Source organism: Labrenzia sp. 011, from assembly GCF_003075075.1.
Lineage (GTDB): Bacteria > Pseudomonadota > Alphaproteobacteria > Rhizobiales > Stappiaceae > Roseibium.
Genome location: NZ_QCYM01000002.1, coordinates 230,465 through 244,633 on the forward strand (window position 1 = coordinate 230,465; position 14,169 = coordinate 244,633).

At 61.3% G+C, this 14,169-nt stretch carries 12 protein-coding genes; 3 read left to right on the forward strand and 9 right to left on the reverse strand.

Going from position 1 to position 14,169, the window contains the following annotated elements:
- Positions 1–9: 9 nt before the first annotated feature.
- Positions 10–2,097 carry a glycine--tRNA ligase subunit beta gene (gene glyS / locus DCO57_RS03855; protein ID WP_116697535.1) on the reverse strand — a complete coding sequence of 696 codons (2,088 nt, stop codon included), beginning with the start codon at positions 2,095–2,097 and terminating at the stop codon, positions 10–12.
- Between the two features lie 223 nt (positions 2,098–2,320).
- Here glyS and DCO57_RS03860 point away from each other — a divergent pair, with 223 nt between their 5' ends.
- On the forward strand, positions 2,321–3,898 hold the full coding sequence (locus DCO57_RS03860; RefSeq protein WP_116697728.1) for an EAL domain-containing protein: 1,578 nt from the start codon (positions 2,321–2,323) through the stop codon (positions 3,896–3,898).
- 72 nt (positions 3,899–3,970) lie between these two features.
- Here DCO57_RS03860 and gltS read toward each other — a convergent pair whose 3' ends face one another.
- From gltS to DCO57_RS03880, 4 genes are all read right to left on the reverse strand, one after another.
- Entirely contained in the window at positions 3,971–5,191 is a 1,221-nt protein-coding gene (gltS, locus tag DCO57_RS03865; RefSeq protein ID WP_116697536.1) for a sodium/glutamate symporter, read from the reverse strand.
- 85 nt (positions 5,192–5,276) lie between these two features.
- Positions 5,277–7,220 carry a DUF2207 domain-containing protein gene (locus DCO57_RS03870; RefSeq protein WP_244287875.1) on the reverse strand — a complete coding sequence of 648 codons (1,944 nt, stop codon included), beginning with the start codon at positions 7,218–7,220 and terminating at the stop codon, positions 5,277–5,279.
- A 28-nt stretch (positions 7,221–7,248) separates the two neighbouring features.
- A complete protein-coding gene (locus tag DCO57_RS03875) occupies positions 7,249–7,806 on the reverse strand; it encodes a LemA family protein (protein ID WP_116697538.1) in 558 nt (185 codons plus the stop codon).
- 152 nt (positions 7,807–7,958) lie between these two features.
- Positions 7,959–8,927 carry a glycine--tRNA ligase subunit alpha gene (locus DCO57_RS03880; protein WP_208977775.1) on the reverse strand — a complete coding sequence of 323 codons (969 nt, stop codon included), beginning with the start codon at positions 8,925–8,927 and terminating at the stop codon, positions 7,959–7,961.
- 350 nt (positions 8,928–9,277) lie between these two features.
- Between DCO57_RS03880 and DCO57_RS03885 the strand changes: the two genes are divergently transcribed.
- Positions 9,278–10,690, forward strand: a complete 1,413-nt coding sequence (locus tag DCO57_RS03885; RefSeq protein WP_116697539.1) for an MATE family efflux transporter — start codon at positions 9,278–9,280, stop codon at positions 10,688–10,690.
- A gap of 49 nt (positions 10,691–10,739) precedes the next feature.
- On the opposite strand, the gene DCO57_RS03890 is transcribed toward DCO57_RS03885, so the two are convergent.
- Positions 10,740–10,925 carry a hypothetical protein gene (locus DCO57_RS03890; protein ID WP_116697540.1) on the reverse strand — a complete coding sequence of 62 codons (186 nt, stop codon included), beginning with the start codon at positions 10,923–10,925 and terminating at the stop codon, positions 10,740–10,742.
- A gap of 25 nt (positions 10,926–10,950) precedes the next feature.
- The gene (locus tag DCO57_RS03895) at positions 10,951–11,814 is read right to left on the reverse strand and encodes a S49 family peptidase (protein ID WP_244287876.1); all 864 of its coding nucleotides are present in this window, start codon (positions 11,812–11,814) and stop codon (positions 10,951–10,953) included.
- Here DCO57_RS03895 and DCO57_RS23475 point away from each other — a divergent pair.
- Complete coding sequence (locus DCO57_RS23475) at positions 11,801–12,172, forward strand: hypothetical protein (RefSeq protein WP_165814617.1); 372 nt, start codon at positions 11,801–11,803, stop codon at positions 12,170–12,172. The two genes, DCO57_RS03895 and DCO57_RS23475, sit on opposite strands and share 14 nt — an antisense overlap.
- A 1-nt stretch (position 12,173) precedes the next feature.
- On the opposite strand, the gene DCO57_RS03900 is transcribed toward DCO57_RS23475, so the two are convergent.
- On the reverse strand, positions 12,174–12,806 hold the full coding sequence (locus DCO57_RS03900) for a PilZ domain-containing protein (RefSeq protein ID WP_116697542.1): 633 nt from the start codon (positions 12,804–12,806) through the stop codon (positions 12,174–12,176).
- Between the two features lie 239 nt (positions 12,807–13,045).
- On the reverse strand, positions 13,046–14,011 hold the full coding sequence (locus DCO57_RS03905; protein ID WP_116697543.1) for a uracil-DNA glycosylase: 966 nt from the start codon (positions 14,009–14,011) through the stop codon (positions 13,046–13,048).
- Positions 14,012–14,169 lie beyond the last annotated feature (158 nt).

The window sequence follows — 14,169 nt, forward strand, 5'->3', positions numbered from 1 at the left end:
GTCAGCCGATCACCCGGCCACCTTGGAGAAATCTGCCACCACGTGGGTGGCATCACGGATCTCCGCAAGGAGCCGGAGCCGGTTCATGCGCAGGACCGGATCATCCGCATTCACCAGAATGTCGTCGAAGAACCGGTCGACCGGTGCCCGCAGCATGGATAGGGCTTCCATCGCCCCTTCGAAGTCCTCTGCCTTGACCGCATCGGCCGCTTTTGCCCGGGCGGTGTCGATGGCTGCCGCCAGGTCGATCTCGGCCTGTTCCTGGAAATGGTCGGCGTGCGGCCTGCCCGTGACCGGGGCGCCATCCTTCTTTTCCTCGGCCCTGAGAATATTGACCGCGCGCTTGTAGCCGGCCAGCAGGTTCACACCGTCGTCGGAGGACACGAATTTTCCGAGCGCCTCGACGCGGCGGACAACCATCAGCAGATCGTCCTGCCCCTCGAGGGCGAAGACCGCGTCGATCAGGTCGTGACGGGCGCCCTCGTCCTTCAGATGGACCTTCAGGCGGTCGGCGAAGAAGGCAAGCAGGTCGGCAACGAGCGCCGACGGATCGTCGAGCTTGACCTGATGCAGCCCGGAGGCCGAGAGGACGGCTTCGCCCAGGTTGATCCTCAGGCCGTTCTCCAGCACGATCCGGATGATCCCCAGCGCCGCGCGGCGCAACGCGTAGGGATCCTTGGAACCGGTGGGCTTTTCGTCTATTGCCCAGAACCCGGCCAGCAGATCCAGCTTCTCGGCAAGAGCGACCGCGATGGCCACAGGATCCGTGGGAACGCTGTCGCTCGGACCCTGCGGCTTGTAATGCTCCTCGATCGCGGTGGCGACGGACGCATCCTCACCCTGGGCAGCAGCGTAGTAGCGACCCATCAGTCCCTGCAGCTCGGGAAACTCATAAACCATATGCGAAACGAGGTCGGCCTTGGCGAGTTCGGCAGCGCGTCTGGCCTTGGTCTCGTCGGCGCCGACAAGGGGCGCCAGGCCGGCGGAAAGGGCGATCAGGCGCGTTACCCGTTCACCGACACTGCCGAGCTTTTCGTGGAACTTCACGTCATCGAGCTTGGGCAGGTTGTCGGAGAGCCTGGATTTGAGATCCGTATCCCAGAAGAACCGCGCATCGGACAGCCGCGCGCGGATGACCTTCTGATTGCCGGCGACAATCATTTTGCCACCATCCTCGGCGACAAGGTTGGAGACGAGCGCGAACCTGTTGGCCAGGCGCCCGGTATCCGGGTTCCTGAGGACAAAGCACTTCTGGTTGACCCGGATGGTGAGCTGAACGCATTCGTCCGGGATCGTCAGGAAGTCCTCGTCGAAACTGCCGGTGAGCACGACGGGCCATTCCACAAGGCCGGCGACTTCTTCCAGAAGCCCCGGATCCTCGACAAGGTCGAGCCCCAGCGCCAGGGCGCGATCCTTTGCGTCGTTCTGGATGATCTCCTTGCGGCGATCCGCATCGAGCACCACCTTGTGCTTTTCAAGCTTGGTCGCATAGTCGTCGAAGCGGCGCACGGAGAATGCCTCGTTGGCCAGGAAGCGGTGGCCTCGGGTGATCCTGCCCGACTGGATGCCGTCGAATTCGAACGGGACGACATCGGGGTCTTCCGTTTCCGGACCGAAGGTGGCGACGATGGAATGCAGCGGACGGACCCAGCGGGTCGACGTCGATCCCCAGCGCATGGACTTCGGCCAGGGAAAATTGCGCAGAATCTCCGGCATGAAACCGGCGATGATATCGATGGCCGGCCGGCCCGGCTTCTCGATCACTGCCACATAGAAATCGCCCTTTTTCGGGTCGTTCTGAATTGTCGCCTCGTCGACGGAGGACAGACCCGCGCCGCGCAGAAATCCCTCGACGGCCTTTTCGGGAGAGCCGACGCGCGGCCCCTTGCGCTCTTCGCGGGTGGCGGCGGAGCCGACAGGAACGCCTGCCACATGCAACGCGAGACGCCGCGGGGTGGCAAAGGCCTTGGCGCCCTCATAGGGCAGGCCGGCCTCCACGAGGGCATTGGTCACAAGGGATTTCAGATCTTCGGCCGCCTTGCGTTGCATGCGGGCCGGAATTTCTTCGCTGAACAGCTCAAGCAGAAGATCGGGCATGAAGATTAGAGCCTTCGGTCTTGGCGGGGCGCCACGGAAACTGGGTTGCGCGTCCGTTACCAAGTCATTGACCTCTTGTCACCCCCTTTCCCTCCCGGCCGGACACCGGCATGACAAGCTTCCTCGCAATTCAACTTGAAAATTCGGCTTCATCCTTCATCAACAAATGCATGCGAAGTTAAAATACAGTCTATCCATATATTTCCTCAGGATCACCTACGTGATGAAACGAGATATTTCGCCCGGTATTTACATAATTCGATCTATAGTTGTTTTATCACTCATAACAATTGCCATTTATATCAGTGTATTTATCTTCTTTCACTTTCTAACCTCGACCCATACCGATCACGACCACCCCTCACTTGAACTCATCATCGCGGCGCTGATCAGCGCGTCCGTTATCGGCCTCCTCTACGGCTCCAGGTCCATGTGGCGTCTGCGCAAGGAACTGAAAGCCCGCTCTTTCGCCCATTCGGAGGCGCTGGCGCTGGCGCAGCATGACGCGCTGACCGGTCTTCCCAACCGGCGCCGTCTGGTGGAAGCCTTCGACGACCTGGGCAGAAATCTGGAGCCAGACAGTTTCCGGTCGGTCATGATGCTCGATCTCGACGGCTTCAAACCCATCAACGATGTCTACGGCCATGCCTTCGGGGACAACCTGCTGAGCAGCTTCGCCGACCGGCTCGCCCAGACCGTCGGCGCAGAGGGGATCGTCGCGCGCCTCGGGGGTGACGAATTCGCCATCGTGTCGCCGGTTTTCCGCGAAAAATCGGAAGCGGCCGGATTTGCGCGGCGCATTCTCAAGCGCATCGGTGACCGGTTCGACTTCGAAGACCGGCAGATATCGATCGGCGCCTGCATCGGCATCGCCCTCTACCCCCAGGACGGGCACGCGATCACCGAACTCCTGCGCCGGGCCGACATAGCCCTTTACCGGGCCAAGTCCTCCGGGCGCTCCGCCTACCGGTTCTTCGAAGTGGATATGGATGCCTCCATCCTGCACAGAACCCTTCTGGAACAACGGCTGCGCCTGGCGATCTCGGAAAACCTGGTCAACGTCCATTTCCAGCCGATCATCGATATGGCTTCGGGGAAGATCGCCGGATTCGAGGCGCTTGCGCGCTGGACCGACAGCGATTTCGGTGAGGTTCCGCCGCTGGAATTCATCCCCATCGCGGAGGATTGCGGCATCATCTTCGAGCTGACCCGGCACCTGCTGGCGCAGGCCTGCAGCGCCGCGAAGGACTGGCCGGACGAGATCTACCTGTCCTTCAACCTTTCACCGGTGCAGCTTCAGGATCCGGCCCTGTCCAATCAGATCATCTCCATTCTGGAGACATGCGACTTTCCCTCCAGACGCCTGGTGCTGGAGATTACCGAGACCTCCCTGGTCAAGAACCCCGATACCGCAAGGCGCATATTGACGGAACTGACCGAGGCGGGCGTCTCCGTTGCCCTGGACGATTTCGGAGCCGGTCACTCCAGCCTGAGTTACCTGCGCGATCTGCCGATCTGCAAGGTCAAGATCGACCGGTCCTTTACCGAGCGCATGCTGACGGACAAGCAGTGCGCAGCCATCATTGAGGCCATTCTTGTCCTTTCCAGAGGGCTGGAGATCGATGCGATCGCCGAAGGGGTGGAAGAAAGCGCCACTCATGAAGCTCTCTCGGCGGGCGGCTGCCACTACAGTCAGGGTTTTCTCTATGCGGCTGCGGTGAGTGCGGAAGATGTTGCCGGACTTCTCGGCATGCAGGCACAGGGACACCCCCTGTTTTCCGAAAGCCCCGGCACGGACTGACAGGCCGGGCGACACGCGTCGCGCATCCGGGATGATCTCCTCACCGGCTCGACCAATCGACGCCGGCGGCCATCAGCCCCCCAGAAACAGCAGAATGATCATCGCGTTTGCCAGATCGACAAAAAACGCGGAGACCAGCGGCAGGATGAGGAACGCCTGTGTGGCCGGGCCGTAGCGCTTGGTGACAGCCGTCATGTTCGCGATGGCGGTCGGGGTTGCTCCCAGAGCGAAGCCGGCGAATCCCGCCCCCAGAACCGCCGCGTTATAATCCCGGCCCATGAGGGGAAAGACCGCCAGGATGATGAACAGCGCCGCGATGACGATCTGCATGAACAGGATCAGCAGCATCGGGCCGGCCAGTCCGGCAAGGGTCCACAGTTGCAGGCTCATCAGAGACATTGTCAGAAAGATCCCCAGCGCCAGGTCCGAGATCACCGCGAGTGACGGCGACCCGGCCGGCCAGGTCATCCGGCGAAAGATAAGCGGCACGGAATTGGACAACACGATGCCGCAGAACAGGCAGGTGACAAAGACGGGCAGATCCAGGCCCACTCCCGCGTCCAGCGCCTCCTGAAGACCGACACCGAGAGCGATCGCGATGTTGAGCACCAGCAGGGAGCGCATCAGGCCCGTATGGGTAACCCGGAGGTCCGCCTCGCGGTCGGTCTCGATGCCGATGATGGGCGCCTCCTCGGGACGTCCGGGGTCCGGCTTCGCCCCGCGTCTTTCGATCAGGTAATTGCCTATGGGGCCGCCCAGCAGACTTGCGGCGACAAGACCGAGGGTTGCGGTGGCCGCACCGATTTCCACCGCACCGGCAACACCGTAGTCGGCCGCCAGTTTCGGCCCCCAGGCGATTGCCGTCCCGTGTCCGCCGACAAGGGACACGGTTCCGCCCAGAAGACCGAAGCCGACGGGCAGTCCGAGTATGGCGGCAATTGATGTGCCGACTACGTTTTGCACCAGCATGTAGCCGACGGTCAGGCACAGCAGGATCAGCAGAGGCTTGCCGCCCCTGACCAGATCCCCGAAGCGGGCGTTGAGCCCGATCGCGGTAAAGAAGCAATAGAGCAGATAGTCCCGCGACTGCAGCGAAAAGCTGACTTCCGTATCCAGAGCCAGGAAGACGACGAAGGCCCCCACCGCCACCAGCAATCCGCCGGAAACCGGTTCTGGAATGTTGTAGTGGCGCAGAAGAGGAATCTGCCTGTTCAGCCGGACGCCGAGGAAATAGACCAGTATTGCCAGGTTGAAGCTTACGAATTCACTGAGCGGCAGTGCATCTTCCGTCATCTTCCCACCTGTATCCGGCGCGGTTTGCGGCAACCGGCCCGCGCCGGATCAATTCAACCGTCTGCCGGTTGAATAGGCAAGCGGATTACCAGCCGCCCCCGCCGCCGCCGCCGCCACCGCCGCCGGAAAATCCGCCCGAGGACCCGGAACTGGAGGATTTGGGCGCAGGCAGGGACGAACGGAAGGATCCGGCCATGGAGCTTGCGGTAGACCCGATGCTGTCCGAGACATGCCGCGCATCGAAGGTTCTTCCCGAATACCAGTTGGGATGGTAGCTGGCCGCAGCTGCGGCACCAGCGGCCGTCGCCAGCCAGCTTTCGAAGGCCTTCGCCCAGGGTTTTTCAACGCCCAGCGCGACCGCATACGGCAGGAGTTCCTCGAAATGGCCGGTGCTCATGTCCGGCGCCTCGGCCATGTTGAGCCGTTCCTTCTCGGCGACGGTCAGATAGAGCTTGAGGCCCTCGATCTTGTCGAGCGCCTGACGGCCGAGCACAGTTGGCGCCCCCATCAGAAAAAAGAACAGGATATTCAGGGCTGCCAGAGCCACCGCAATGAACGGAAACACCGGAATGCTTTGGAATCCACCGGTAAAATGAAATGCTCCCGTGCCTGCAGCGGCCATGGCCACGCCGAAAATGCCGAAGATCATCGCCATGCGCAGCTTGATGCCGGATAGACGGAAAACGGCCTTGCCGACCGTCACCGAGGTGAGCGAAGCAAAAATGGAGAACATCAGGAAAAAGATGACGAACTCGGACTGGTCGCGCTGCAGCTTTCCATAGGCGAGCAGGAGGACGATCGTCCCGATACTCAGAAGCACCCCCGGGATCAGGTAGAGCTTGTTGGACTTGAAAAAGACATTGCGATTTTCCCGCTCGATGGCTGTGCGGAATTTCGCACCGAGCGCCTGGATCGACTTGCCGTTTCCCTTGTCGAGCGTCAGGGGAGTGCCGCGCGCGCTCAGATAGCTCTCAAGGGCGGCCTCCCCCTTCGACAGCCCCGAACCGGCGCGACGGTCTTGGGGCTCATCGGTCTCCAGCACCAGGGTCATGTCCCCGTCCGTCTCCTCCAGCCGCAGGCGCTTCTTGACTGCAAGATTGAGGCAGGCAGCCGACAGGGCCACCCAGCCGCCCCCCGAAAAGCCGCGGTCGGCGATATAGGCGCCAAGGGCCGGCGAAATTCCGGCAGGTGGCTTGAACCTCGGGAACACAACCCCTTTTTGCGGATCCCGGCCGACGAACATCCAGGCAATGAGATAATAGACAAGGCACAGGGCGATGCCGGCACCGCCGATCAGCTCTGAGCGGTAATCGCTCAGGAAATAGCGCAACTGTTCGATTTCAGATGGCGGCGTGATTGAGCCTTTGGGCAAGTTGACGACAACGGTCAGGCCCGAATAGTCCCACAGGGGTTTTGTTGTGGCGAAAATCACCTCTCGTCCGTCTTCGGCGGCATGGGCCGTGAAGTCACTGCCGGATTCGCCGTATTTTCCGGTAAAGCCGGTCCAGCCGGTGGCCTTGACACCCTTCGGCAGAACAACCCGGGCGGTCGCCTGTTCTATGGGAAAGGCCCACTCGTTACCGGTGGCGTTCCAGTAGATCTCGTCATGATCCTCGAAAAAACGGATCTGCCGGTCGGTTTCATATTCGATCGTGTAGGTGTAGTCGCCCGGCTGCAGCAGCACGTGTTCCTCACCGATGTAGATCCGGATCCCCTGGCTGTTGCGTTTGGTGAAATGCGGCGCCGGCTCACCGTCCTGCAATACGGACAGCAGCTTGAAGCCGACCTCGTAGAGCCGGCCGTTCGCCCCTTCCGCCGTAAGCGGAAAATCGCGGAAGATTCCCCGCTCGATCTGGTCGCCTTCCGCGCGGACCGTGATCGTCTCGGTGACAGTCAGGGTCCCGTTCGCGGCAACCTCCACATTCGAGACGAAGCGTTTTATCAATTCTTCTGCGTGCGAGGCCGACGTACCGGCGACCGTGAAAAACAGCACAGCGAGCATACATGCAACAGGACGGCATAAAATCATGGGAAGGTCTCCCGGAACCTGAAAAATCTTAAAATGAAATTCTGGGAACGGCCCTTTCGGCCTCGTCCTCAATCTCGAAATAGTCGGCTTTTTCGAATTTGAACCTGCTGGCAATCAGGTTGGAGGGGAAACTCTCCACCGCCACATTCAGTCCACGAACGGCACCGTTGTAATAGCGACGGGCCATCTGGATGGCGTTTTCGATCTCGTCCAGAGACTGGTGCAGCTCGGAAAAATTGTTGCTGGCCTTCAGATCGGGATAAGCCTCGGCCACGGCAAAGAGCCTGCCCAGGGCGAGGGAAAGCTGGCCTTCCGCCTCGGCGCGGCCCGCCACGTCGTTGCGCGGCAGGGAATTCACCCGCGACCGCAGCTCCGTGACCTTGTCCAGGGTCTCCGTTTCGTGGCTGGCATATCCCTTGACGGTTTCCACCAGATTGGGAACCAGATTGGCCCGGCGCTTGAGCTGGACATCAATGCCGCTCCAGCCTTCCTGCACCATCTGCCGTTTGCGCACGAGACTGTTGTAGAGAACGATTGCGACGACCGAAAGCGCGATCATAAACGCAAGAATGAACCAGGCAATCATGTAACCCTCCGAAAAATTTACGCGAAGGCTACTCACTGTTTCCGGGCTTGTCATCCTCTTCCGGCGCCCTGCCCCGGCTCAAACGACAAACTGTAATCTGCAACACAGGTTGGCGGTTCAGGAGGCCACCTGCAGCCGGCCGGACCGGGACGTTATCCTGCGGCCCGGTTCTCGTAGCCGACACCGCCGGCCTCCGTTTCCAGGAAGGCGGCCCCACAGGCCTTGGCCAGTTCGCGCACACGCAGGATGTAGCTCTGGCGCTCGGTGACGGAGATCACGCCGCGCGCATCGAGCAGGTTGAACGCGTGGCTGGCCTTGATGCATTGATCATAGGCGGGCAGCACCACCTGGTGCACGTTCGCCCCTGCCGCCTCGCGCGCCTTGGCGCCCGCGTCCAGAAGCGCCTTGCACTCCGATTCCGCGTCCTTGAAATGCCGGAACAGCATTTCGGTATCGGCATGTTCGAAATTGTGCCGGGAATATTCCTGTTCGGCCTGCAGGAAGACATCGCCATAGGTGACCTTTTCGTCGCCCTGCCTGCCGTTGTAGTTGAGCTCATAGACGTTATCGACGCCCTGGATATACATGGCCAGACGTTCCAGGCCGTAGGTCAGCTCGCCCGAGACCGGCGCGCATTCAAAGCCTGCCACCTGCTGGAAATAGGTGAACTGGGACACTTCCATGCCGTCGCACCAGCATTCCCATCCAAGTCCCCAGGCACCCAGGGTCGGGCTTTCCCAGTCGTCCTCGACGAAGCGGATGTCGTGCACCTTCGGGTCCAGGCCGATGGCATAGAGCGAGTTCAGATAGAGGTCCTGCAGGTCCGGCGGAGACGGCTTGAGGATCACCTGGAACTGGTAATAATGCTGCAGCCGGTTGGGGTTCTCCCCATAGCGGCCGTCGGTCGGGCGGCGGGACGGCTGCACATAGGCGGCTTTCCACGGGCGCGGACCGAGAGAGCGCAAGGTGGTGGCCGGGTGAAACGTGCCGGCGCCGACTTCCATGTCATAGGGCTGCAGAACGACGCAGCCCTGGTCTGCCCAGTAGCGCTGCAGGGTCAGGATCAGACCCTGGAAGGAATTTTCCGGCCGCATGTGCGCCGGGAGGGTTTCGCTCGACATGAATGACTTCCGCAAATGTGCTGTGCCGGTGAGATGAGATCCGCCGTTTCGGCGCGAGAGGTGCCACGATGCGCGGAGAAGGTCAAGACGGGCGGCGCCAGACCGGCTCATTGCCGCCGCTCCCGCATCCGGCCGGTCCTGTGCGACCAGCCCTGCTTTCCACGAAACAGGATTGACGGCGCCCCGACCGGCTCGTATCAAGCGGGTCCGGTTTCAGACACCTGCCGCCCGCGGACGTTGCCGTCCTGGTGAAGATCTGACCTGTCGACTTTTTTCTGCTCCATGCATTTCGTGCTGGTGGCAATGCGGGCCCCTCCTTCCTTGCGAAATGTCACGAACTGGAGACAGGAATGTCGTCGGACACTTCCCGCATGAACACCTATACGCAGGGGCCGCTGGCGGGCACCCTTGCAAGGACCGCGCTGCCGATCATCCTCGTGATGGGCATGAACGGCCTGATGACCGTAGCTGACGCCGTTTTTCTCGGCATCTTCGTCGGCCCCCAGGCGCTGAGCGCCGTCACCCTGATGTTTCCCGCCTACATGCTTCTCGCCGCGCTCTCGACACTTGTGTCCAGCGGCATGTCGAGCGAACTCGCGCGGCATCTGGGCGGCGGGCGAACACAGACGGCGCAGGCCGTCTTTGCCGGCGCCCACTGGCTGGCGCTATGCGTCAGCGGGCTGGTGATTGCGCTTTATCTGTCCCTGGGACACCAGATGACCCTTGCCGCGGCTGAAGGATCCGTCCCGATTGCCGGAATGGCCGACACATATCTGTCGATCACGGTCTGGTTCTCGCCGCTGCTTTTCATACTCTCCATCAACGCCGACGCCTTGCGCAGCGAAGGCCGGGTCATACTGATGGCGGGTTTGAGCCTGCTGGTGAGCCTTGCAAATATCGGCCTCAACTTCGTGCTGGTCGGCCTCCTGGACTTCGGTGTTGCCGGCACCGCCTACGGAACGGGCATGGCGCAATTGCTTGCCTTCGTCCTGCTGCTGGGGTTCCGGCTGCGTGGCAGAACGGTTCTGCGGCCCGGCGCTCTGGTCAGGTTTCCGCCCGCCTCGCACTGGGCTGCCATTCTGGCTCTGGGCGCGCCGCAAAGCCTGAGTTTCATCGGCATCGCGCTCGGTTCTGCCGCGACCTTCGCGATGCTGCAGCACATCGGAGCCCCGGGTTATGAGACCACCGTGGCCGCCTTCGGCATCATAACGCGCATCATGACCTTCGCGTATCTGCCGTTCATGGGTCTAACCCAGGCGCTTCAGGCGATGATCGGCAACAACTACGGCGCCGGGCTCTGGCAGCGCTCGGACGATACGCTACGTCTCGGTCTTGCCGCCGCATTCCTCTACTGCGCGAGCGTGCAGACGGTCCTGTCGCTCCTTGCCGGCCCGATCGGATTTCTGTTCGTTGATGACCGGGGTGTCGCCGGAGAGGTTGCGCGCATCCTGCCGACGATGACCGCGCTCTATTTCGCGGCCGGTCCGCTGTTTGTGGTCGCGATGTATTTTCAGGCCGTGGGGGACGCCCTGCGCGCGGCACTCCTGAGCCTTGCCAAGCCCTATCTGTTCTTTCTGCCGCTTGTCCTCATGCTGCCGCTCCTTGTGGGCGAGCCCGGAATCTGGCTTGCCAGTCCCCTGGGCGAGGCCCTTCTCGCCCTGCTGACCCTGTCGGTGCTGTCCGTCAGGGCGCGCAGAGGTCCGGCACGCTGGGGACTGTTCCGCGCCGCCAGGGCGGAACAGACCATGGCCTCTGACGGCTGAGGCACAGGCGGGCCGAGAGTTTCGGTCCGCCAACGCTTTACGACCTGGCCTATGCCTTGGGCTTGTATCTGCCGCTGACCGGGTCCCGAACCAGCTCGGTTCCACGCCCATTGGGATCGGCCTTGGCGGCGGCCCTGGATATCTGGCTTTCCACCGCGGCCATCTTGCGCTTGATCCGCTGCATGATCCAGTAGCCGCCGACGGCCAGCGCCGCCACACCTATCAATTCGGTCACAATCGTTCCCCTTTACGACCTCACGCTAAAGACCATAGCGCATCCACAGCGCCCTGTTTTCCACTGCCGAGATAAGATCCTCGCCAAGGCCCTCGGTCAGACTTCGGCCGGAATGCACCGGACCGAGACCAAGGCCGGCCCGGCGGCCGAACAGGCCGCGCGGTGCCGAAAACAGCTTCGGTTCGGCCTTTTCGCCGTAGCGTTCCTTCAAAACGCTTCTGACATCTCCGACAGCATCGGCCAGACCAAGCTGAATGGCCGAGCGTCCTGTCCAGAACTTGCCGCTGAACAGATCCGGATCGTCAGCGAGAACATCGCCGCGACGCGACTTGACCAGGTCGACGAAGGTCTCGTGAATTTCCTGCTGCAGGCCCTTCAGATATTCGACATCCTCGGGAACCTCCGGCTGAAACGGATCGAGAATGACCTTCTTCTCGCCCGCGGTGTAGACGCGGCGCTCGACGCCGATCTTGCCGATCAGCTCCGTGAAACCGAACCCGGCCGAAACCACACCGATCGAGCCGACAATCGATGACGGGTCGACGAAAATCTCGTCCCCGGCCAGGGAAATCATATAGCCGCCGCTGGCCGCAACATCCTCCACGAAGACAAGGACATCCTTTTCCTTCTCCTTCGCCAGATCGCGAATGCGCTTGAAGATCAGCCGCGACTGCACGGGGGAGCCGCCCGGAGAATTGACGATCAGCGCAACGGCCGGCGCCTTTTTCTCCGAAAACGCTTTCTCCAGGGGCTGGGCCACCGCCGAGAGGCAAAGGCCGGGGCGCAGGGGGCCGGCAGTGGTGATGGTGCCCTGCAGGCGGACGACGGGAATGACCGTACTGTCGTCACGCAAGGGCTTGGGAAGGAAACGGCGTATGTTTGAAAACACCCGGAAACAACCTCGCTGGATCTGCCTGCCGGCGGAGCACCGCAACGGCGAACGGCAGATCGATTTCGAATTTCTGGTGCATCCGGTTTGCATCGGTCTGGGCAGCCCCGGGAATGCACGTTCCTTCCGATATATGTATCGGGCGGCGACTTGCAAAGGCTTCACGGCCGGGAAAGTTCATTCCCTCCGACCTGCCCCGGATCGTGGAACAACAATGCCACGCAGCGTTCGGCATCCGGAACAACGAAATTACTTTCGAACCGCGCCGCAATTCAAGACGCGTCGCAGGAAGTCACCATCGACTGGCAGAGCTTATTCCTCACCAGCAAAAGTAGAAATGGCCGCGCCGGGAGAATGACCTAATTCGACGGATTCTTGCGCCGGACCCCGAAACCGGATGTGTCCCGCACCGGCCTTGAGGCCGGCTTGTCCGCGGCCTCCGGCGAGCGAAGACCCTTCCGGTTGAATTCCTGCCCGTTCGAGAACTGCCAGACAAGCTTTACGCCTGCAAGTTCAGGAGAACGCCAGACGATCTCCCCCGCGACCGGCAGATCCAGGCCCGGAATCTGGAGCTGTATGTCCCTGGGGAGGTTTTCCAGTCTCCGGCTGGCCAGACGGCAGCCGGAGAGGCTTGCATCGACAATTTCACACCTGATGCCGTCCTGCGAGGCACGGCCGCTGACCAGGGCGGGTATGGAAACCTTGCGCCTGCGCTCCCGGCGTTTTTCGACAATGGTGCTGTTTGTGAATTCGAAGGACACCAGAATTTCGGACTCAAGGATCTCCCGGACCCTGCCCTTGATCATCTGATCGAACCCGGCAAGGCGCAATCCGATGGTTTTTCCGACTTCCTTGTGAGCGCTGGTGCGAACACGACATCCCCGGCTGCTGAAGCCGGAGGCCGATGTCTCCTCACACGCCAGGGTGTCGAAGTCCAGGACCAGGATATGCAGAACTGCGCGTTCTGGAATGTTGATGTCCGGTCCTGTCAAATTACCCTCTTCAAATCACTTGGTCAGGCTGATCCGCTCCACAGACAGGAACTGGGAAGCATATGCCACTAAAAATACATGTTACTTTTAACAATAACTAAATCTGCGTATATAAATCACGGACATCAGGGCCCAGCCGAGCGAAATACAGTCCGTTTGCGCATTGTAATGAACGGTTTAAGCACTCTTGTTCTAATTCATAGAATAAAACGAAAACTTGAATATCCGGGTTGTATTTATCAGGATTTCTCTTTCTGATTGTCTTGCAGAGCCTGCCGGATAGAAAGGAAGTCCCGCCAGGACAGCCGCTTTTCCAGCGGGCTGCGGAGCAGATAAGCGGGATGATAGGTCGCGATCGCGGCAATTTCCCGCGTCAAACCGGGATAGGTCATCCAGTGGCCACGCATCTTGCGGATACCGTCCTGCACTCCCAAAAGGGTTTTTGCCGAAGCCGCGCCCAGAAACACCAGGACATCCGGATCGACCAGCTCGATCTGCCTTTTGATGAAGGGTTTGCAGATCTCGGTTTCCTGCGGTGTCGGGGTCCTGTTTCCGGGCGGACGCCAGGGAACCACATTGGCGATATAGACGGCCGTCCGATCGAGTCCGATCGCCGCCAGCATCCGGTCAAGAAGCTGTCCCGAGCGGCCGACAAACGGTTTGCCCTGCTGATCCTCGTCCCGGCCGGGCGCTTCGCCGACAAACATCAGCCTGGCCTGTGGATTGCCGTCGGCAAATACGAGCTTTTTCGCGGTCAGTTTCAGATTGCAGCCGTCAAACGACTCAAGACACTGCCGCAGGTCGTCCAGTGAGGCCGCCGAGGCGGCCAGCTCGCGCGCGGCTGCAATGATCGCCTTGTCCGGAAGCACGGCAGACTGGCCTGTTACAGGCACCTGTCCGACCGGCGCACCGGTCGCGGACGCTCCCGATGGGGCAGCAGCTGCCGGCGAGGACAGAGAGGCGGGCCCGCCCCCCTGTTGCCGAGGAGCGGCGGGGACATGCCGGATGTCGCCGCCAAGGGCGGGTTGTCCGGTCTGCGGCGCCTGTGCCACCGCCCCCATGTTCTGCAGACGCTGCGCAGCCTGTTCGCTGGTCAGGCCAAACCAGTCGACCGGCTCGTCCCCCAGAAAGCAATCCACGCCGGAAGCGGTGTAAAAATCCAGCAGAGCTTCGATCTGGCGCAGGTCCTGCGGGGTTTGCTGCATGAGCGCTTTCTCCGGTGGCGGAGTTCGGGGTTGATCCAATCATGATTTCGGTGCGATCCGACATCCATCAATACGACTTTGAAAAGCTCCGTCAAAGCCTTTGCCCTGCCCCCGGCATGGCGCGGCGGATCTTCGCGTGCCGGATTGGCCGTGACAAC